The sequence below is a fragment of the Saccharothrix ecbatanensis genome, assembly GCF_014205015.1.
GTDB lineage: Bacteria > Actinomycetota > Actinomycetes > Mycobacteriales > Pseudonocardiaceae > Actinosynnema > Actinosynnema ecbatanense.
In genome coordinates this window covers 5663257-5682709 of the sequence record NZ_JACHMO010000001.1, presented here as the reverse complement: position 1 = coordinate 5682709, position 19453 = coordinate 5663257, and the positions used below count along the sequence as shown (strand labels likewise).

General features: G+C 70.8%; 15 protein-coding genes. 10 read left to right on the top strand and 5 right to left on the bottom strand.

What is annotated here, in order from left to right:
• Positions 1 to 244: 244 nt before the first annotated feature.
• Positions 245 to 4783 (top strand): glutamate synthase large subunit, encoded by a 4539-nt coding sequence (gene gltB, locus F4560_RS23835; RefSeq protein WP_184923340.1) that lies wholly within the window; start codon positions 245 to 247, stop codon positions 4781 to 4783.
• Positions 4776 to 6281 (top strand): glutamate synthase subunit beta, encoded by a 1506-nt coding sequence (locus tag F4560_RS23830; RefSeq protein ID WP_184923338.1) that lies wholly within the window; start codon positions 4776 to 4778, stop codon positions 6279 to 6281. The genes gltB and F4560_RS23830 overlap by 8 nt, the downstream gene beginning before the upstream one ends.
• A gap of 55 nt (positions 6282 to 6336) precedes the next feature.
• Here F4560_RS23830 and F4560_RS23825 read toward each other — a convergent pair whose 3' ends face one another.
• On the bottom strand, positions 6337 to 7101 hold the full coding sequence (locus F4560_RS23825; RefSeq protein ID WP_184923336.1) for a HEAT repeat domain-containing protein: 765 nt from the start codon (positions 7099 to 7101) through the stop codon (positions 6337 to 6339).
• A 221-nt stretch (positions 7102 to 7322) separates the two neighbouring features.
• Here F4560_RS23825 and F4560_RS23820 point away from each other — a divergent pair, with 221 nt between their 5' ends.
• Positions 7323 to 8258: a hypothetical protein gene (locus F4560_RS23820; RefSeq protein WP_184923334.1), complete on the top strand. Its 936-nt coding sequence runs from the start codon at positions 7323 to 7325 to the stop codon at positions 8256 to 8258.
• Positions 8259 to 8416: 158 nt separating this feature from the next.
• Positions 8417 to 8794, top strand: a complete 378-nt coding sequence (locus F4560_RS23815; RefSeq protein WP_184923332.1) for a carboxypeptidase-like regulatory domain-containing protein — start codon at positions 8417 to 8419, stop codon at positions 8792 to 8794.
• Positions 8795 to 8858: 64 nt separating this feature from the next.
• Here F4560_RS23815 and F4560_RS46265 read toward each other — a convergent pair whose 3' ends face one another.
• Positions 8859 to 10811 (bottom strand): helicase-associated domain-containing protein, encoded by a 1953-nt coding sequence (locus F4560_RS46265; protein WP_184923330.1) that lies wholly within the window; start codon positions 10809 to 10811, stop codon positions 8859 to 8861.
• 92 nt (positions 10812 to 10903) lie between these two features.
• On the opposite strand from F4560_RS46265, the gene F4560_RS23805 reads away from it, so the two are divergent.
• Positions 10904 to 11557, top strand: a complete 654-nt coding sequence (locus tag F4560_RS23805) for a DUF2461 domain-containing protein (protein ID WP_184929351.1) — start codon at positions 10904 to 10906, stop codon at positions 11555 to 11557.
• Here the strand turns inward: F4560_RS23805 and F4560_RS23800 are convergent.
• The gene (locus F4560_RS23800; protein WP_184923329.1) at positions 11535 to 11879 is read right to left on the bottom strand and encodes a VanZ family protein; all 345 of its coding nucleotides are present in this window, start codon (positions 11877 to 11879) and stop codon (positions 11535 to 11537) included. The genes F4560_RS23805 and F4560_RS23800 overlap by 23 nt on opposite strands.
• Before the next feature lie 82 nt (positions 11880 to 11961).
• On the opposite strand from F4560_RS23800, the gene pyk reads away from it, so the two are divergent.
• The 3 genes from pyk to F4560_RS23785 are packed head-to-tail and all read left to right on the top strand — an operon-like array spanning position 11962 to position 14933.
• Positions 11962 to 13386, top strand: coding sequence for a pyruvate kinase (gene pyk / locus F4560_RS23795; protein ID WP_184923327.1), 1425 nt, complete (start codon positions 11962 to 11964; stop codon positions 13384 to 13386).
• Between the two features lie 8 nt (positions 13387 to 13394).
• Positions 13395 to 14318 carry an acyl-CoA thioesterase II gene (gene tesB, locus F4560_RS23790; RefSeq protein WP_184923325.1) on the top strand — a complete coding sequence of 308 codons (924 nt, stop codon included), beginning with the start codon at positions 13395 to 13397 and terminating at the stop codon, positions 14316 to 14318.
• A 54-nt stretch (positions 14319 to 14372) separates the two neighbouring features.
• Positions 14373 to 14933 carry a Uma2 family endonuclease gene (locus F4560_RS23785; RefSeq protein WP_184923323.1) on the top strand — a complete coding sequence of 187 codons (561 nt, stop codon included), beginning with the start codon at positions 14373 to 14375 and terminating at the stop codon, positions 14931 to 14933.
• On the opposite strand, the gene F4560_RS23780 is transcribed toward F4560_RS23785, so the two are convergent.
• Positions 14930 to 16309: a pyridoxal phosphate-dependent decarboxylase family protein gene (locus F4560_RS23780; protein ID WP_184923321.1), complete on the bottom strand. Its 1380-nt coding sequence runs from the start codon at positions 16307 to 16309 to the stop codon at positions 14930 to 14932. The two genes, F4560_RS23785 and F4560_RS23780, sit on opposite strands and share 4 nt — an antisense overlap.
• A 10-nt stretch (positions 16310 to 16319) precedes the next feature.
• Complete coding sequence (locus tag F4560_RS23775) at positions 16320 to 16826, bottom strand: Lrp/AsnC family transcriptional regulator (RefSeq protein WP_184923319.1); 507 nt, start codon at positions 16824 to 16826, stop codon at positions 16320 to 16322.
• A 41-nt stretch (positions 16827 to 16867) separates the two neighbouring features.
• Here F4560_RS23775 and F4560_RS23770 point away from each other — a divergent pair, with 41 nt between their 5' ends.
• Complete coding sequence (locus tag F4560_RS23770; protein ID WP_312869445.1) at positions 16868 to 17488, top strand: LysE family translocator; 621 nt, start codon at positions 16868 to 16870, stop codon at positions 17486 to 17488.
• A gap of 69 nt (positions 17489 to 17557) precedes the next feature.
• Positions 17558 to 19342 (top strand): sigma-70 family RNA polymerase sigma factor, encoded by a 1785-nt coding sequence (locus tag F4560_RS23765; protein ID WP_184923317.1) that lies wholly within the window; start codon positions 17558 to 17560, stop codon positions 19340 to 19342.
• Positions 19343 to 19453: the final 111 nt, after the last annotated feature.

The following is a 19453-nucleotide window of genomic DNA, read 5'->3' as shown; positions in this document are numbered from 1 at the left end:
CGGAGGCCACCGCTCGGTTATGCTTAACAACGCGTAACAAGTCGGCCCCGGTATCGCTCTTTCGGGCCGAATCGTTACGGCACGTCGACCGAGATCACCCGATGGATGGTGTGGTCCGGTTTCGCGACTGTTAAAGTCGCGTCAACACGCGGGCCATCGTCGTCCCGTGCCCAGTTACCCGGATTCCAGGACCTGGACACGAGGACTCGTTCTTTCACCAAGGACGACGAAGGAGGTCTGCGCAGTGATCTTCTCCGCCATCCCGTCCCCGCAGGGGCTCTACGACCCCGCCGCGGAACGAGACGCTTGCGGTGTGGCGATGGTCGCCGACATCAAGGGCCGGCGCTCGCACGACATCGTCGTCGACGCGCTCACCGCGCTGGCCAACCTGGAGCACCGAGGCGCGGCGGGGGCCGAGCCCACCAGCGGCGACGGCGCCGGGATCCTGCTGCAACTGCCGGACGCGTTCCTGCGGGACGTGCTGGACTTCGAGCTGCCCGAGCCCGGCGCGTACGCGGCCGGCATCGCGTTCCTGCCCGCCGACGAGGGCGACCGCGCGAAGGCGGTCGAGCTGGCCGAGCGGATCGCCGGCGAAGAGGGCCTGGAGGTCCTCGGCTGGCGCGACGTGCCGACCGCCCCGGACCACGCGGGTGTCGGCCCGACCGCCCGGTCGGTGATGCCGCACTTCGGGATGCTGCTGCTCAAGAGCGAGACCGGCGGCCACGGCGTCGACCTGGACCGCCTCACGTTCGCCGTGCGCAAGCGGGTGGAGCACGAGACCGCGGCGGCGGACGTCGGCACGTACTTCCCGTCGCTGTCGTCCCGGACGATCGTCTACAAGGGCATGCTGACCACGGGCCAGCTGCCCGCGTTCTTCCCCGACCTGCGCGACGAGCGGCTGGCCAGCGCCATCGCCCTGGTCCACTCCCGGTTCTCCACGAACACGTTCCCGTCGTGGCCGCTGGCGCACCCGTTCCGGTACGTCGCGCACAACGGTGAGATCAACACCGTCCGGGGCAACCGGAACCGGATGCGGGCCCGTGAGGCGCTGCTCGACTCCGACCTCATCCCCGGCGACCTGGCCCGGCTGTTCCCGATCTGCCACCCGGAGGGCTCCGACTCGGCGAGCTTCGACGAGGTGCTGGAGCTGCTGCACCTGGGCGGCCGGAGCCTGCCGCACGCGGTGCTGATGATGATCCCGGAGGCGTGGGAGAACCACACGTCGATGGACCCGAAGCGCCGCGCGTTCTACGAGTTCCACGCCAGCCTGATGGAGCCGTGGGACGGCCCGGCCTGCGTCACGTTCACCGACGGCTCGCTGGTCGGCGCGGTGCTCGACCGCAACGGTCTGCGCCCGGCCCGCTGGTGGCAGACCGCCGACGGCCGCGTGGTGCTGGCCTCCGAGACCGGTGTGCTGGACGTCCCGCCGGACCAGGTCGTGGCCAAGGGCCGCCTCCAGCCGGGGAAGATGTTCCTGGTCGACACGGTCGCCGGTCGCCTGGTCGACGACGACGAGGTCAAGACCGCGCTGGCCGAGGAGAAGCCGTACGACGAGTGGCTGCACGCGGGCCTGCTGGAGCTGGCCGACCTGGCCGACCGCGAGCACGTGGTGCAGAGCCACGAGTCCGTGGTGCGGCGCCAGCTGACGTTCGGCTACACCGAGGAGGAGCTGCGCGTCCTGCTCGGCCCGATGTCCACCGCCGGCGCGGAGCCGCTGGGCTCGATGGGCACGGACACCCCGGTGGCCGCGCTGTCGCAGCGTTCCCGGCTGCTCTACGACTACTTCGTGCAGAACTTCGCCCAGGTGACGAACCCGCCGCTGGACGCGATCCGCGAGGAGATCGTCACCAGCGTGTCCCGGGTGATGGGCCCGGAGCAGAACCTGCTGGAGCCGGGCCCGGTCAGCTGCCGGCACATCAAGCTGACCTACCCGGTGATCGACAACGACGAGCTGGCCAAGCTCATCCACATCAACGACGACGGCGACCTGCCGGGCTTCGCCTGCACGGTCCTCAGTGGACTGTTCGAAGTGGACGGCGGCGGCGAGGCGCTGGCGGCGGCCGTCGAACGGGTGCGCCGCGAGGCGTCCGAGGCGATCGCGAACGGCGCCCGCACGCTGGTGCTGTCGGACCGCGACTCGGACCACCGGATGGCGCCGATCCCGTCGCTGCTGCTGGTCTCCGCGGTGCACCACCACCTGGTGCGCACCAAGGAACGGCTGCGCGTGGCGCTGGTCGTGGAGACCGGTGACGCCCGCGAGGTGCACCACATCGCCGCGCTGCTGAGCTACGGCGCCGCCGCGGTGAACCCGTACCTCGCGTTCGAGACGATCGAAGACATGATCAGCACCGGCGCGGTCACCGGGATCGAGGCGCGCAAGGCCGTCCGGAACTACGTGACTGCGCTGGTCAAGGGCACGTTGAAGATCATGTCCAAGATGGGCGTCTCGACCGTCGGCGCGTACACGGCGGCGCAGGTGTTCGAGGCAGTGGGCCTGTCCAAGGACATGCTGGACGAGTACTTCACCGGCACGGTGTCGAAGCTCGGCGGCGCGGGCCTGGACGTGCTGGCGGAGGAGGTGGCGCTGCGCCACCGCCGCGCCCACCCGGACAACCCGACCGACCGCGCGCACCGGCGGCTGGAGGTGGGCGGCGAGTACGCCTACCGCCGCGAGGGCGAGCTGCACCTGTTCACGCCGGAGACGGTGTTCCTGCTCCAGCACGCCACCAAGACCGGCAAGCAGGACGTCTACCGCCGCTACACCGACGAGGTCGAGCGGCTGTCCCGGATGGGCGGCACGCTGCGCGGGCTGTTCGGGTTCCAGACCGAGGGCCGCACGCCGATCCCGATCGACGAGGTGGAGCCGGTCTCCTCGATCGTCAAGCGGTTCAACACCGGCGCCATGTCGTACGGGTCGATCTCGGCGGAGGCGCACGAGACGCTGGCCATCGCGATGAACCGGCTGGGCGGCCGGTCCAACAGCGGTGAGGGCGGCGAGGACCCGGAGCGGTTGTACGACCCGGAGCGGCGCAGCGCGGTCAAGCAGGTCGCGTCCGGCCGGTTCGGCGTCACCAGCGAGTACCTGGTCAACGCCAGCGACATCCAGATCAAGATGGCGCAGGGCGCGAAGCCCGGCGAGGGCGGCCAGCTGCCCGGCTACAAGGTGTACCCGTGGATCGCGCGGACCCGGCACTCGACGCCGGGCGTGGGCCTCATCTCCCCGCCGCCGCACCACGACATCTACTCGATCGAAGACCTGGCGCAGCTGATCCACGACCTGAAGAACGCCAACGAGCAGGCCCGCGTGCACGTGAAGCTGGTCAGCGAGGTCGGCGTCGGCACGGTCGCGGCGGGCGTGGCGAAGGCGCACGCGGACGTGGTGCTGATCTCCGGCCACGACGGCGGCACCGGCGCGTCCCCGCTGAACTCGCTCAAGCACGCGGGCACGCCGTGGGAGATCGGCCTCGCCGAGACCCAGCAGACGTTGCTGCTCAACGGTTTGCGCGACCGGATCACGGTGCAGGTCGACGGCGCGCTGCGCACCGGCCGTGACGTCGTGGTGGCCGCGCTGCTCGGCGCGGAGGAGTTCGGTTTCGCCACCGCGCCGCTGATCGTCGCGGGCTGCATCATGATGCGCGTCTGCCACCTGGACACGTGCCCGGTGGGCGTGGCCACGCAGAACCCGGAGCTGCGCAAGCGGTACACCGGGCAGGCCGACCACGTGGTGGCGTTCTTCGAGTTCGTCGCCCAGGAAACCCGGGAACTGCTGGCGTCCTTGGGTTTCCGCACCATCGACGAGGCCGTCGGCCACGCCGAGCTGCTGAAGACCGACGAGGCCGTCGAGCACTGGAAGGCGGCCGGGCTGGACCTGTCGCCGGTGTTCGAGGTGCCCGAGACGCCGTACCACACGGCCAAGCGCAAGGTCCGCGAACAGGACCACGGGCTGGCGCAGGCGTTGGACCGCACGCTGATCCAGCTCGCCGACGCCGCGTTGGAGGACGCCCGGCCGGTGCGGCTGGAACTGCCGCTGCGCAACGTCAACCGCACCGTCGGCACGCTCCTCGGCGCCGAGGTGACGCGCCGGTTCGGCGGCGACGGCCTGCCCGACGACACGATCCACGTGACGTTCACCGGGTCGGCCGGCCAGTCGCTCGGCGCGTTCGTGCCGCGCGGCATCACGCTGGAGATGGTCGGCGACGCCAACGACTACGTCGGCAAGGGCCTGTCCGGCGGGCGGATCGTCGTCCGACCGCACCCGGACGCGCCGTTCGCGGCCGAGCAGCAGGTCATCGCGGGCAACGTGATCGGCTACGGCGCCACGTCCGGCGAGATCTTCCTGCGCGGACGCGTCGGTGAGCGGTTCTGCGTGCGGAACTCGGGTGCGCTGGCCGTCGCCGAGGGCGTCGGCGACCACGCGTTCGAGTACATGACCGGTGGCCGGGCCGTGGTGCTCGGGCCGACCGGCCGCAACCTCGCCGCGGGCATGTCCGGCGGCGTGGCGTACGTGCTCGACCTCGACCCGGCGGCGGTCAACACCGCCATGGTCGAGTTGCAGCGGCCCGGCGCGGACGACCTGCGCTGGCTGCGCGAAGTGGTGGAACGCCACCACCAGCTCACCGGATCGGCGGTGGCCGCCTCGCTGCTCGGCGACTGGCCCCGGCGTTCCGCGTCGTTCACCAAGGTCATGCCCGGTGACTACCAGCGCGTGCTCGAAGCGATGAGGCTCGCCCGCGCGGAAGGCAGGGACGTCGACCAGGCGATCATGGAGGCCTCCCGTGGCTGACCCGTACGGTTTCCTCAAGCACTCCCGTGCCGAGCCGAAGAAGCGGCCCGCCGCGGAACGGCTGTCCGACTGGAGCGAGGTCTACCTCGACGTCCCGGCGGAGCAGCGTGACGCGGACGTGCGCGCGCAGGCGACGCGGTGCATGGACTGCGGCATCCCGTTCTGCCACTCAGGGTCGGCCGGCTGCCCGCTGGGCAACCTGATCCCGGAGTGGAACGACCTGGTCCGCACCGGCGACTGGGAGCTGGCGTCGGACCGGTTGCACGCGACGAACAACTTCCCTGAGTTCACCGGCAAGCTGTGCCCCGCGCCGTGCGAGGCGGCGTGCGTGCTGGCGATCAGCCACGACGCGGGCGGCGCGGTCGCCATCAAGCGGGTCGAGGAGACCATCGCCGACGTGTCCTGGGAGCAGGGCTACGCGCGGCCCGTGCAGGCACAGGTGGTGTCGGGCAAGCGGGTGGCGGTCGTCGGCTCCGGTCCGGCCGGGCTGGCGGCGGCTCAGCAGCTGACGCGCGCCGGGCACGAGGTCACCGTGTTCGAGCGGGACGACCGGCTCGGCGGGCTGCTCCGGTACGGCATCCCCGAGTTCAAGATGGAGAAGAAGGTCCTGGACCGGCGGCTCGCGCAGCTCCGCAAGGAGGGCACGAAGTTCGTCACCAGTTGCGAGGTCGGGGTGGACCTGACGGTGGACGAGCTGCGGTCGAAGTTCGACGCGGTCGTGCTCGCGGTCGGTGCTCTGCGCGGCCGTGACGACACGACGACGCCGGGCCGTGAGCTGCAAGGCATCCACCTGGCGATGGAACACCTGGTGCCCGCGAACCGCGCGTGCGAGGGCGACGGTCCGCCGGCGATCGACGCGGCGGGCAAGCACGTCGTGATCATCGGCGGCGGCGACACCGGCGCGGACTGCTACGGCACGGCGTCCCGGCAGGGCGCGGCCTCGGTGTTGCAGCTCGACCAGTACCCGATGCCACCGTCCACTCGGGACGATTCACGGTCGCCTTGGCCCCTGTGGCCCTGGATCCTCCGCACCTACGCCGCGCACGAGGAGGCGGGGGAGCGGAAGTTCGCGGTCGCGGTCGAGAAGTTCGTCGGCGATGAGGACGGGCACGTGCGGCAGATCCAGCTGCGCAAGGTGCGGGTGGAGAAGGACGCCACCGGCCGACGTCAGGTGGTGCCGACGTCCGAGGAGGTCGAGGTGCTGCCGGCGGACCTGGTGCTGCTGGCCATCGGCTTCGAGGGCGTCGAGCACATGCCGTTGCTGGACGGGCTCGGCATCCAGCTCACCTCGCGCGGCACCATCTCGTGCGGCTCGGACTGGCAGACGCAGTCGCCGGGCGTGTTCGTCTGCGGTGACGCCCACCGCGGCGCGTCCCTGGTCGTGTGGGCGATCGCCGAGGGCCGTTCGGTGGCCAACGCGGTGGACCGCTACCTGACCGGCTCGTCCGACCTGCCGTCCCCGGTGATCCCCAACATGCTTCCGCTCGCCGTGGTGTGATCCGCCGGATCGCCCCTGGGCCGCCCCGACAGCGTCGTCGGGGCGGCCTTCTTGGTCATTCTCCTTCGACGTCACCCACCCAGATGGGTGGCAGTGCGGGCACCTTGCCTTCGAGTGCCGCGTCCACTAGCGCGGCGCTCGCCGGTTTCAGCCGGGACGAGCGCCGTGCCTCCACCAACCGGTCGCGCAGCAAAGGCGCCGACAGCGCCGCCGCCGCATGCTCCACGACCTTCGGTCTGCGGTGGGACAGGCACGCCACCAGAGCGTCGGCCACCGACTCCACCGCCTCCGGTGCGACGGCACCGTCCCTGATGAGCCGGCGGAGCGCCACGGCGGCCTCCGCGCGGATGTACCACTTCCGGTCCCGCAACGCCTTCACGACGAGCGGCAACGCGGCCGGGTCCGCCGTGTCACCGAGGGACAACACCGCGCTGAACCGGCGGGTCGTCCGCCAACTCGTCACGTCCCGTCGATAGTGCTCGATCGCCGACGCGCGACGGAGACGGGGAATCCCGTGCACGATCCCCAGAGGGCTGCGATAGGCCTGACTGCGCATCCAGGCGTCGATCCGGCCCGGTTTTCTCCCGGGCTTCGGCTGCTGCGCGAAGTAGGCGAGCACGTAAGACGGGTCCCGGTCCCGGTCCCGCTCCGCGAGGATGCGGCAGAGTTCCGCCCTCACCGCCGAATGGTCTTCGAGCAGGGCCAGGATCTTGTCGTCCAAGCCCTCCTCGGTGCTGTCGATCAAGCTTCGGATGTGCGCGCGCCGATCCGGCGACTCCACATCCAGCACTGCGGCGAGAGCGCTGTCGCTGGACAACATCGTCCCTTCGATAATTTCCACGTCACTTGGGCTGAATAGGTCTTGTGCCGCCATCGGATGGCCGGGTAATGGGCCGGTGGCACCATTCGAGTCGGCGAGTGGGCGAAGTTCCGCCTTTTCTGTATCGGATCGACGTTTCCGGCGACCTAAGCGATTGAAGAACCTTTCCCCGACGAAAGGATATCGCGGTGAATATGCGTAGATCTTCGAGACGTGTCGGCGTGGTGCTCGCGAGCGCGTTGCTGGCGACGCTCGGGCTGGTGTCGACGGCGTCAGCGGGGGCGTCGAAGGGCGTGGAACTGGGCGCGAGCGACACCGAAGGCGTGACCATGTCGGCCGCGTCGGCGCGCGGGCTGCGCGGCGTGTCCAGCTACGAGGGCACCGGCGTGCCGAGCGACGTGACCGCGTACGGGGCGCAGCGCGTGCCCGCCGGGCACCGGATCGAGGGCTACTCCTCGCCCACCGGCGACGACTTCGGCACCCAGTCGATCATCGGCGCGGACGGCCGCGTGCGGGTCAACCCGACGACGAGCTTCCCGGCCCGCGCCACGGTGCTCATCACCCGCACCGTGAGCGGTGTCGAGCGGCTGCACTGCACCGGCTGGATGTTCGGCGCGAGCCTCGTGCTCACCGCCGGGCACTGCGTGTTCAACCAGAGCACCGGCTGGTACACCGGCCAGCTCAGGTTCTACCCCGGCGCCAACGGGACCACCTACCCGTACGGCTCCTGCACCGCCGCGACCTTGCGGTCCAACACCGGCTGGACCGTGGACGGCAGCGCCGACGCCGACTACGGCGGCGCGAGCCTGAACTGCTCCATCGGCAACACGACCGGCTGGTACGGCGCGTACTGGACCACCGCGTCGCTCAACGGCACCTCCACCACGATCCAGGGCTACCCCGGCGACAAGTCCCAGCAGCAGTGGATCCACTCCGACCAGGTCCGCGTGAGCAACTCGCTGCGCCTGTACTACGACAACGACACCGTGGGCGGCAACAGCGGCAGCTCGGTGCACACCGTGCGCGCGGCAGGGTCGTCCGGGTGCTCCGGCCGGTGCTCCCTCGCGTTCCACGCTTACGGTGTCGGCTCGGGCGCGCACAACAGCGGGCCGCGCATCACCGAGAGCCGGTTCAACCTGGTCCTCGGCTGGCGCTGAGGACAGACGCCGCGAACAGACGCTGAGGACAGGCGCCGCGAACAGACGCTGAGGACAGGCGCCGCGAATCGGCACTGGGAATTGGCGTCGAGAATCGGCGTTGACGCAACCGCGAAGCCCGGCCGTTCCGTCCTGCAGATGACCGAGAGGAGCAGATCGTGCGACGTCCACTCCGCATGCGAGCGGTCCTGCTGATCGGCATGCTGGTGCTCGGGGCGTGCGGTCGGGAATCCGGCACGTCGGACCAGGACCCCCAGCCGCCCCTGACGAACACCCAGGCCACCGTCACCGGCGTGGTCGTGGACCAGGGTGGCCGTCCCGTCGACGGCGCCCTGGTGCAACCGAAGTCGCTCGACTCACCACCGCTGCCCGTGCCGGAACTGGCGGTCTTCTCCGGACCGGACGGCCGTTACGAATGGCACCTGGCCGCGGGCCGCTACGAGTTCACCGCCACCAAGGACGACCGGACCGGACCACCGTCCGAGGTCACCGCGGGGGCGGGCGCGACGGCGCAGGTGGAACTCCACCTGCCCTGACCTCGCCCGCCGACGAGAGCCCCGACGCGCGAACCGCGTCGGGGCTCACCTCGTGGTAGCGCGGTCAGACCCCGGTCACCGCGCGCACCGAACGGATGTGGCTGACCAGGAACTCGCAGTGCTCACCGCGAGGCGCGCGGCTGGCCTTCAGGTTGCCCGCCGCGTGGTCCACCGGCGTGATCACGTGCTTCACCGTGCTCCTCGGCCCGTTCGCCACGGCGATCTCCACCGACGTCCGGCCGGCCAACGCCTCCGCCAGCAGCACGACCTCCGAATCCCGCAGCACCAGCGACTGGTCCCGCAGCAGCCGCACCGTCCCGATCCGCTGCGAGTCCGCCGTGGGCACCACGAACCTGGGCCTCGGCCGCTCCCGCTCCACCAGCGCCGTCGCCAGTTTCGCCAGCTCCTGCCCCGTCAACGGCATCCGCCACGCGCCCTCGGCCACGCGCGGAGGCGGGGGCTCGACCCGGCGCCGGGACACCCGCTCCACCATCGCGATCCCGTCCGCCGTCGACGTCGTCGGCGCGTAACCGGCCGCCCGCAGCAACGCCAACGTCTCGGCGACCGGCTGCGACGACGCCAACACCGTCGGCCCCAGGTGCTGCAACGACAACGGCGTCAGCAGCCGGTGCCCGGCGATCTCCCGCAACAGCGCCGGGTCCTCCGTCCGCACGCAGCACGCCACCGGCGTCACCGTGATCCGCCCGTGCTGCCGCGCCACCTCCCGCACCAGGTGCTCCAACGTCGGCGGCACGCCGTGCTCGGCCACCGACGCCAACCGCGCCAGCAACGCGTCCGGCTCGTGCCCCGCGTCCAACGCCCGCCGCACGCTCGCCCCGCTGAACCGCCACCCGCCCGTGGCGCAGTCCGCCGCCAGGTCCAGCACCCCGCTCAGCTCGCGCGACGGCAACCCGGCCACCACCGCGGTCAGGTCCGGCCGCAGGTGCGCGGTCGTGGCGGCGGGCGGCACGAACCGGTCGGCCACCTCCGCCGTGACGCCCGCCAACACCGCCCGGCCCAGCGCGGTCGACGCGCCCAACGCCACCAGGCCCACCGACTCGGCCTCCACCAGCGCCGCCTCGGTCGCCGTCCGCCCGTGCACCGCGGGCCGCGTCCACACCAGGTCCGCCACCACCTCGTGCCGGTGCTCGTACGCCTCGTCCTCGCCCAACAGCGCGTACCGCTCCAGCACGCCCCGCCGCGTCCGGTCGCCGAACTCGTTCGAAGCCGGCTCCGCCGACGCCGCCCGCTGCTTGCCCGGCGTCCACGCCATCCGCGGCCAAGCGTCGGCCAGCGCCGTCAGCCGACTGGCGGGCGACTCGTCCCGCCACGCGTCCGACCCGCTCGTCGGCGCCAACCGACCGTCGTCCGCCGCGAGCAACCGCGCCTCCAACGCCAGGTCCAGCCACAGCCGCGCCCGGCACTCCTCGGTCCTCAGCAGGCCGGCGATCCGCCGCAGCTCCCGCAGCCCCACCCCGGTCCGGCACGTCACCTGCTCGACGTCGCACAGCTCCACCAGCCGCGTCACACCATCCACAGTGGACGTCGCAGGCGCGATCGCGGCCCGGTCGGCGAAACCGCGGTGCTGGGCCGCACGGCGTGGCGTGCGCGGCGCGGGCGTGATCCGGCGCGGCGGCTCTTCCTCCAACAGCCGCAGACCCGGCGAACTGACCAGCTTCCCGCCCACCGACCACAGCAGCGCCCGCGCGCGCAACTCGCCCAACGTCCGCTTCAACTCCGCCCGCGACGCCTTCCCGTTGCAGCGCAACTGGTCCGCCAGCACGTCCACACCGACCTCGTCACCGAGCCGCAGGGCGGTGTCCAACACGTCACGGCAGGCCTGGTCCAACCCTTCGACGGCCGTCCGCAACGACGCCGCCGTGGCCATCTCGTCCGCCAGCGCGCGCAGCGATTGCGGCCGACCTTCCGCGGCGTCCTTGCGCAGCGCCAATATGTCCCGGATGTCCTGTGCGTCGAGCCCCCGCAACCAGCCGGCCAGCGCCGCTTTCCTACCCACCCGGCGATTATGCACAGAACGTGACAGGTCGGTCATGCTGTGCGATAGGGCGTTCGAATGAGCCACCTATGGACGAACGTAAGCTGGGCGCCGTGGAATTCACCGGCTTCGGCGAACACGCCATCGACTTCTACGACGGCCTCCAGGTCGACAACTCGAAGGCGTACTGGGAGGACCACAAGAACGTCTACCTGGAGGACGTCCGCGCGCCCATGGAGGCGCTGCTCGCCGCCTTGGAGCCGGAATTCGGCAAGGGAAAAGTCTTCCGGCCCTACCGTGACGTGCGGTTCAGCAAGGACAAGACCCCCTATAAGGACCACTGTGGCGGTGTGGTCGAGCTGGGCCGCGGCGGCGGGGCGCACTACGTCCAGATCGGCACCGAAGGGCTGTTCGTGGCCGGTGGGTCGTTCGCCATGGCGTCCGACCAGCTCGCACGCTTCCGCGAATCCGTGACGGACGACGTGCGCGGACGTGCGCTGGAGAAGCTGCTCGCCAAGCTCGCCCGCACCGGCTGGGAGCTGCGCGGCGACAAGCTCAAGCGGGCACCGCGCGGCTTCGACCCCGACCACCCCCGGATCGAGCTGCTCAAGCACAAGCGCCTCTACGTGGCGAAGGTGTGGCCGCCGGACGACGTGCTGCACGAGCCGGAATGCCTGGACCGCGTGCGCGACGCGTGGCGCGAGGCGACCCCGTTCGTGGACTGGTGCGCCGACCACATCGGGCTCACCGAGGTCGGCTTCCGCTGACCGGTCTCCGCCTCGCGATCAGGTAGCCGAATGCGATTCCGGCCACATCCACCAGTCCGTCCAGGACGTCGCCGCCGCGACCCAGCGCGGTGATGAGCCACTGCAACACTTCCGAGACCGCGGCGTAACCGATCAGGCCCGCGACCAGTGGCGTGAGCGGCAGCCTGCCGTACCGCCCGGTGGCCGTGAGCAGGGCGAACAGCAGGAAGTGCACCACCTTGTCGGTGCCCGGCGGCGCGGTCGGCACACCTGACGCGGGGGTGAACAACACGATGACGCTGAGCAACGCAGCGACCACGAACGGAAGGATTCTGACGCCCACCGGGCAGATTCTGCCGGTTTCGCGGACGTTACCCCCCGGTACATCCTGATCGGTCCAGTGACAGCGACTACTCTCCTGAGACGTGAGTCGACGCGCGAAGATCGTCTGTACGATGGGCCCTGCCACCGCGACCGAGGACAAGGTCAACGAGTTGGTGGCGGCCGGTATGGACGTTGCCCGGATGAACTTCAGTCACGGCAGTCATGCCGACCACAAGCAGGTCTACGAGCTCGTCCGCGCCGCGGCCGACGCCTCGGGCCGTGCGGTGGGCATCCTGGCCGACCTGCAAGGACCCAAGATCCGCCTGGGCCGGTTCGCCAACGGCCCGGTCGAGTGGCGCAACGGTGACATCGTCCGGGTGACGGTGGAGGAGGTCGAGGGCACCCACGACCGCGTCTCCACCACCTACAAGCAGCTGGCGCAGGACGCCAAGGTCGGCGACCGGCTGCTGGTGGACGACGGCAAGGTGGGCCTCGTGGTCACCGAGGTCGACGGCCCGGACGTGGTCTGCGAGGTCACCGAGGGTGGCCCGGTCAGCAACAACAAGGGCCTCTCGCTGCCCGGCATGGACGTGTCCGTGCCCGCCATGTCCGAGAAGGACATCGAGGACCTCGAGTTCGCCCTCAACCTGGGCGTGGACTTCATCGCCCTGTCGTTCGTGCGCTCGCCCGCGGACATCGACCTGGTCCACCAGGTCATGGACCGCGTGGGCCACGGCCGCAAGCCGGTCATCGCCAAGATCGAGAAGCCGGAGGCGGTCGACAACCTCGAAGCGATCGTCCTCGCCTTCGACGGCGTCATGGTCGCCCGTGGCGACCTGGGCGTCGAGCTGCCGCTGGAGCACGTGCCGCTGGTGCAGAAGCGGGCCATCCAGATCGCCCGCGAGAACGCCAAGCCGGTCATCGTGGCCACCCAGATGCTCGAATCGATGATCACCAACTCCCGGCCGACCCGCGCCGAGACGTCGGACGTCGCGAACGCGGTGCTCGACGGAGCGGACGCGCTGATGCTGTCCGGTGAGACGTCGGTCGGCCGGTACGCCATCGAGACGGTCAAGACGATGGGCCGCATCATCGAGGCCGTCGAGACCGAGTCCACCGTGGTCCCGCCGCTGACGCACGTCCCGCGCACCAAGCGCGGCGTGATCTCGTACGCGGCGCGGGACATCGGCGAGCGGCTGAACGCGAAGGCGCTGGTCGCCTTCACCCAGTCCGGTGACACGGTGCGGCGGCTCGCCCGCCTGCACACGCCGCTGCCGCTGCTGGCGTTCACGCCGGAGCCCAGCGTGCGCAGTCAGCTTTCTCTCACCTGGGGCACCGAGACGTTCATCGTGCCTAAGGTGGACTCGACGGACGAGATGGTCCGCCAGGTGGACCTGTCGATGATCGACATCGGCCGGTACCAGCCCGGCGACCTCGTCGTGGTCGTGGCAGGCTCGCCGCCTGGCACCATCGGCTCGACGAACCTCATCCGGGTCCACCGCCTGGGAGAGGACGACCACGCTTAGGAGTTGACGTGACCGAGGCTGCCCGCGCCGCGGCTTCCGCCGAGTTCTCGGACGTTCCACTGGACACCGACGGCGTGCCGCACGGGCAGCCCGTGCTCGACCGCCTCGTGGCGCTGCTCGACCTGGAGCGCATCGAGGAGAACATCTTCCGCGGGGTGTCGCCCGCCGAATCGCCCGTGCGGGTGTTCGGCGGGCAGGTCGCCGGTCAGGCCCTGGTGGCCGCCGGGAGGACCGTCCCGCCGGAACGCCGGGTGCACTCGCTGCACTCGTACTTCATCCGCGGCGGCGATCCGACCGTCCCGATCGTGTACGAAGTGGACCGCATCCGGGACGGACGGTCCTTCACCACCCGCCGCGTGGTGGCCGTCCAGCACGGCAAGGCGATCTTCGCCCTCTCGGCGTCGTTCCAGTTGGACGAGCCCGGCCTGGACCACCAGGAGCCGATGCCCGACGTCGCGCCGCCGTCCTCCCTGCCCACGTACGCCGAATCGGCGGCCGGGTACCTGGAGAAGATCGGCATGGCGCGGTTGCCCCGGCCCATCGACATCCGGTACGTGACGGAGCCGCCGTGGCGGGCGCGTGAGGTGGGGCCGGGTGAGGCGCGCAGCCAGGTGTGGATGCGGGCGGACGGCAAGCTGCCGGACGACGACCTGCTGCACGTGTGCGTGCTGGCGTACGCGTCGGACATGACTTTGCTCGACTCGGTGCTGGTCCGCCACGGCGTGTACTGGGGCACCGACAAGGTCCTGGGCGCCAGCCTCGACCACGCCATGTGGTTCCACCGCCGTTTCCGTGCGGACGAGTGGTTCCTGTACGACTGCGCCTCACCGTCGGCGTCGGGCGCGCGCGGGCTGGCGACGGGCCGCTTCTACAGCCAGGACGGCCACTTGGTGGCTACCGTGGTGCAAGAGGGCTTGCTCCGGGTCCTGTAGTCGATCAGCTACGTTGTGCAGTCAATGGAGCGCGCAATGAGAGGTGGGGTCGCGATGAGCGCCATGCCCTGGCCTGACCACTTGCTCACACTTGAAGAGTGGGACGCGCTACCGGAGGACGAGTCGCACCACGTCGAGCTGGTCGAAGGAGTCTTGGTAGCGGCCCCGAAGCCGGCGCCCAAGCACCAATTGGCGATGAAGCGATTGGGAACTTGGCTCGATGAGCAACTGCCTCCCGACGTGGTGGCGGTCCCGGATGTCGACGTCCTGATCGACCCGACGCCTCCGATAACGATGCGTGCACCGGACATGGTGATCGTCCCGACAGAGCGTGCCGAGGAGTATCCGAAGCGATTCGATCCCGATGACGTCCTGCTCACGGTCGAGATCGTGTCGCCGGGGACGGGGCGAGTGGACCGCGTGGTGAAGCCGATGGAGTACGCCGACGCCGGCATTCCGCACTACTGGCTGGTCGAACTCGACGAGCCGATCACGCTCACCGCGTTCACCCTGGTGGACGGCGAGTACGAGCACGTTGGCGGCGGCACCGGGAAGGTCGAGATCCCGAGCCCCTTCCCGGTTGTCTTCGACCTCGACGCGCTGCTCCGCCGCTAAGCGCTCAGCGCGTCCCATAGCGCGCGGACGTGGTGTTGTCGGGTGGACTCGGCGCCGATGGCGATGCGGATCGCAAAGCGGCCGTTGACGGTGGTGTGGGTGATGAACGCTTCGCCGGCCGCGTTGACGCGGTCCATCGCGGCCTTGGTGGGTTCGTCGCCGTCGCGGTGGGCGATGGTGAGCAGGGAGAGGGAGCGCGGGGCGACGAGGGTCCAGTTGTCGTCCGCCGTGACCCACGATTCGAGCAGCGCCGCCAGTTCGACGTGACCACGCAGGTGCGCGCGCACGCCCTCCAAGCCGTACCAGCGCAGCACCGACCACAGCTTCAACGCCCGGAACCGCCGACCCAGCGGGATCTGCCAGTCCCGGTAGTCGACCACCGCGCCCGACTCCGTCGCGGTGTTGCGGAGGTATTCCGGGAGGATCGTGAGCGCGTCCACCAGCACGTCCGGGTGCGCCGTCCAGAACAGGGTCAGGTCGAACGCCGTCAGCATCCACTTGTGCGCGTTCGCGGTGAACGAGTCGGCCTGGTCCAGACCGTCGAACAAGCCCCGGAACTCCGGGCACAGCGCCGCCGGACCGGCCCACGCGGCGTCCACGTGGAGCCAGATGCCGTGCTCGGCGCACAGCGAAGCGATCTCGCGCACCGGGTCCACCGCGCCCGTGCCGGTGGTGCCGATCGTCGCGCACACCATGACCGGCTTGCGGCCCGCCTCGACATCGGACCTGATCCGCGATGCCAGGTCGTCCACGCGCATGGCCAGCGCCGCGTCCACCTCGATCGACCGGACGGCCTGTTCACCCAGTCCGGCCATGCGTGCGGCGCGCTCGACGGACGAGTGGGTCTGCGACGACACGTACACCGTCTCGCTGCCGTCCACGCCGGTCTGCCGCCACTTCCCACCTGACGTCCGGTGCAGCGCGGCCAGGAGCGCGACCAACGCGGCCGACGACGCGGTGTCCTGGATGACGCCACCACCGAGGAACCGGGCGGGCAGGCCCATCGCGCCGACGAGTTCGTCCATCAGGTGCTGCTCGACCTCGGTGGCGGCGGGCGAGGTGGACCACAACATGCCCTGCACGCCCAGGCCCGACGACAGCAGGTCGCCCAGCACCGACGGCAGGGACGCGTTCGCCGGGAAATAGGCGTAGAACCCCGGGTGCTGCCAGTGCGTGGTGCCGGGCAGCACGACCCGGTCCAGGTCGGCGAGCAGGGCGTCGAAGCCCTCGCCCTGTTCGGGCAGCGCGCCCAACTGCCCCCGCACCCAACCCGGCTCGACCTGCGACTTGACCGGGAAGTCCTCGATCCGCGCACGGTAGTCGGCGATCCAGTCGACCACCTCGTGGCCGATCCGCCGGAACTCGTCAGGGTCCATACCAAGAAATCTAGACGCGCCGCCTGCGGTGGGTGGGGCGCAGGTCGTTCGGCGGCGTGAGGGCACGCGTCTCGACCCGTTCCAGCACCACCGAGCTGGTCAGGTTCCGCACCTCCGTGCGCGACGCGATCTTGTCCATCAGGAACGCCTGCAAGTGCGTGCTGTCCGCCACCGCGATGTGCACCAGGAAGTCCGCCTGCCCGCTGACGTGGAACAGCGACCGCGTCTCCGGCTGCGCCATCACGAACCGCCGGAACCCGGCCACCACCGGCCTCGTGTGCGGCCGGACGTTCACCGAGATCACCGCCTCCAGCGGCAGGCCGGTGGTGCGCGGGTCGACCACGGCGTGGAAGCCGGTGATCACGCCGAGGTCCCGCAGCCTGCGCACCCGTTGCAGGCACGTGGACGGCGCGATGCCCACGCGCTCCGCGAGGCTCCGGTTCGGCAGCGTCGCGTCGTTCTGCAACGCCTCCAGGATCAGCCAGTCGACCGAATCCAGTTCGGCTGTCTCGTTCACAACCGAATACTGTAACCGTCAGGTGGAATACACCCGAACGTGTGACCGAGGATGCCGGCGTGCACATCGCCTGGACCTCCTTCCTGCTCGCGCTCGTCGTCGTCACCGTCGTGCCCGGCCCTGATTTCGTGCTGGTCACCGGGAACGCGGTGCGCGGCCTGCGGTACGGCGCGGTGACGGCGGCGGGCGTGGTCACCGGGCTCCTGGTGCACGCCGGGCTGGCCACGGTGGGGCTGTCCGCGCTGGTCGCGGCGGTGCCGGCGGCGTTGCTCGCGGTCAAGGCGGTGGGCGCGCTGTACCTGGCGTACCTCGGCGTGATGACGTTGCGGGCGGCGCGGGCCGGTGGGCCGATCACCAGGGCGCCGAAGTCGGACCGGTCGCTGTTCCTGCGCGGTGTGCTGTGCGACCTGCTCAACCCGAAGGTGATGCTGACGTTCCTCAGCCTCGTCCCGCAGGCGATGGACCCGGCCTCGCCGCCACTGCCCCAGGCGGCGCTGCTGTCGGCCGTCGCGGTGGGCGTGTTCGCGTGCTTCTGGGCCGTGGTGGTGCCGTTGGCGGGCCGACTGGCCGTGCTGCTGTCACGGCCGAAGGTGCGGCCGGTGTTCGAGCGGCTGTGCGGCGCGGCGCTCCTCGGCATGGCCGCCTCGGTCCTCGCCGCGTGATTCTCGTTATCGTGTCGCCGTCCGACCGTCTCCGGTGGGTAAGAGCCCGACTCGGACGAGGGGAACGGTATGCGCACACCAGGGGACGCCGCGGCGGTGACGGCCGCGCAGCGGGGCGAGCCGGGCGCGTTGGACGCGCTGGTGGCGGCCTACCTGCCGCTGGTCTACAACGTGGTGGGGCACGCCCTGGCCGGGCACCCGGACACGGACGACGTTGTCCAGGAGACCATGCTCCGCGCGCTGAACGGGCTGCCGAAGCTGCGTGAGCCCGAGTCGTTCCGGTCGTGGCTGCTGGCCATCGCCCTGAACCAGGTGCGCGACCACCACCGGACCCGGCTGCCCCTCGCCGACGCGGAACCCGTGGACATCGCCGATCCGGGCGCGGACTTCGCCGACCTGACCGTCACCCGGCTCCAGCTCACCGGGCAGCGCCGGGAGGTCGTGGCGGCCACCCGGTGGATCGGCGACGACGACCGCGAGCTTCTGTCCCTGTGGTGGATGGAGCAGGTCGGCCGGATCACGCGGGCGGAGCTGGCATCCGCGCTCGACCTCACGCCGCAGCACGCGGCCGTGCGGGTGCAGCGGATGAAGGCGCAGCTCGACTCGGCACGGGTGGTCGTGCGGGTGCTCGCCCTGCCGCGGTGCGGTGAGCTGGCCGTGGTGATCGGGGATTGGGACGGGCAGCCGAGTGCGTTGTGGCGCAAGCGGATCGTGCGACACGCGCGGGAGTGTGACCGGTGTGCGCGCGGGTTCGACGACTTGGCGGCGGTGGACGGGCTGCTGGCCAGGATTCCGCTCGTGCCGCTGCCGGCCGGGTTCGACCTGCTCCCGGCGCAGGGTGTGGAGCCGGTGGGCGTGGAGTCTGTGGTCGCCGTGGCGAAGAAGGGGTTCTGGGCGAACGCCGCCACCAAGCCGTTGATCGCGGCGGCGGCCGTGGCCGCGGTGGCGGGCGCCGTCGTGCTGCTGCCCGTAGAGCGGCAGCAGGTGTCGGTCGCCGCGCCGGTCAGCGTGACGACGACGACCACCACCCTCGCGCCCACGACCGCCGGAACGACCACTCCTCAGCCGCCCGCGTCCACACCAACCCCGACACCGGCTCCCGCTCCGGCACCCGCACCGGTCACCAAGTCGATCAAGAAGGGCGTCAGCACCTGGCACTTCGACGGCGTGACGCGGGCGCTGTCGGACGTCGGCGCGGGCTGGTTCTACAACTGGGCCACCACCAGGGAGAACGTGCAGGCGCCCGGTGTGGAGTACGTGCCGATGATCTGGGGCGCGAAGACCATGACGCCCGAGAACCTCGAAGCGGTCAAGGGCCAGGGCACCACGCTGCTCGGCTTCAACGAACCGGACCTCGCCGAGCAGTCGGACATGACGGTGGAGCAGGCGCTGGACCTGTGGCCGCGACTCCAGGCGACGGGGATGCGGCTGGGCAGCCCGGCCGTCGCGCACAGCGGTGACAAGGCCGGCGGCTGGCTCGACCGGTTCATGGCCGGCGCGCGGGAACGCGGGCTGCGGGTCGACTTCATCACGCTGCACTGGTACGGCTCGGACTTCGGCCCGGCCGCCGTCGGTCACCTGAAGAACTACCTCGACGCCGTCCGAGCGCGCTACGACTTGCCGATCTGGCTCACCGAGTACTCGTTGATGGACTTCTCCGGCGGCGGTGTGCGCTATCCGGGCGAGCAGGAGCTGGCGGACTTCGCGGGCGCGTCGTCACGGATGTTGGAGGATCTGTCCTATGTGGAGCGCTATGCGTGGTTCGCGCTCCCCGCGGACAAGCCGGGCACGGGGCTGTACCTGCCCGGCGGTGCGCCGAACCGGGCCGGCGAGGCCTATCGCGCCACCGGTTAGGTGAGCGCCCGCCACCGGTGGTGCGGTGGCGGGCGCTCCGCGGTACCCGGCCCGTCGCCGGTCGTGCGGTGACGGGCCGGGCCGCACGTGGCAGTTGCGTTGGACCACAGG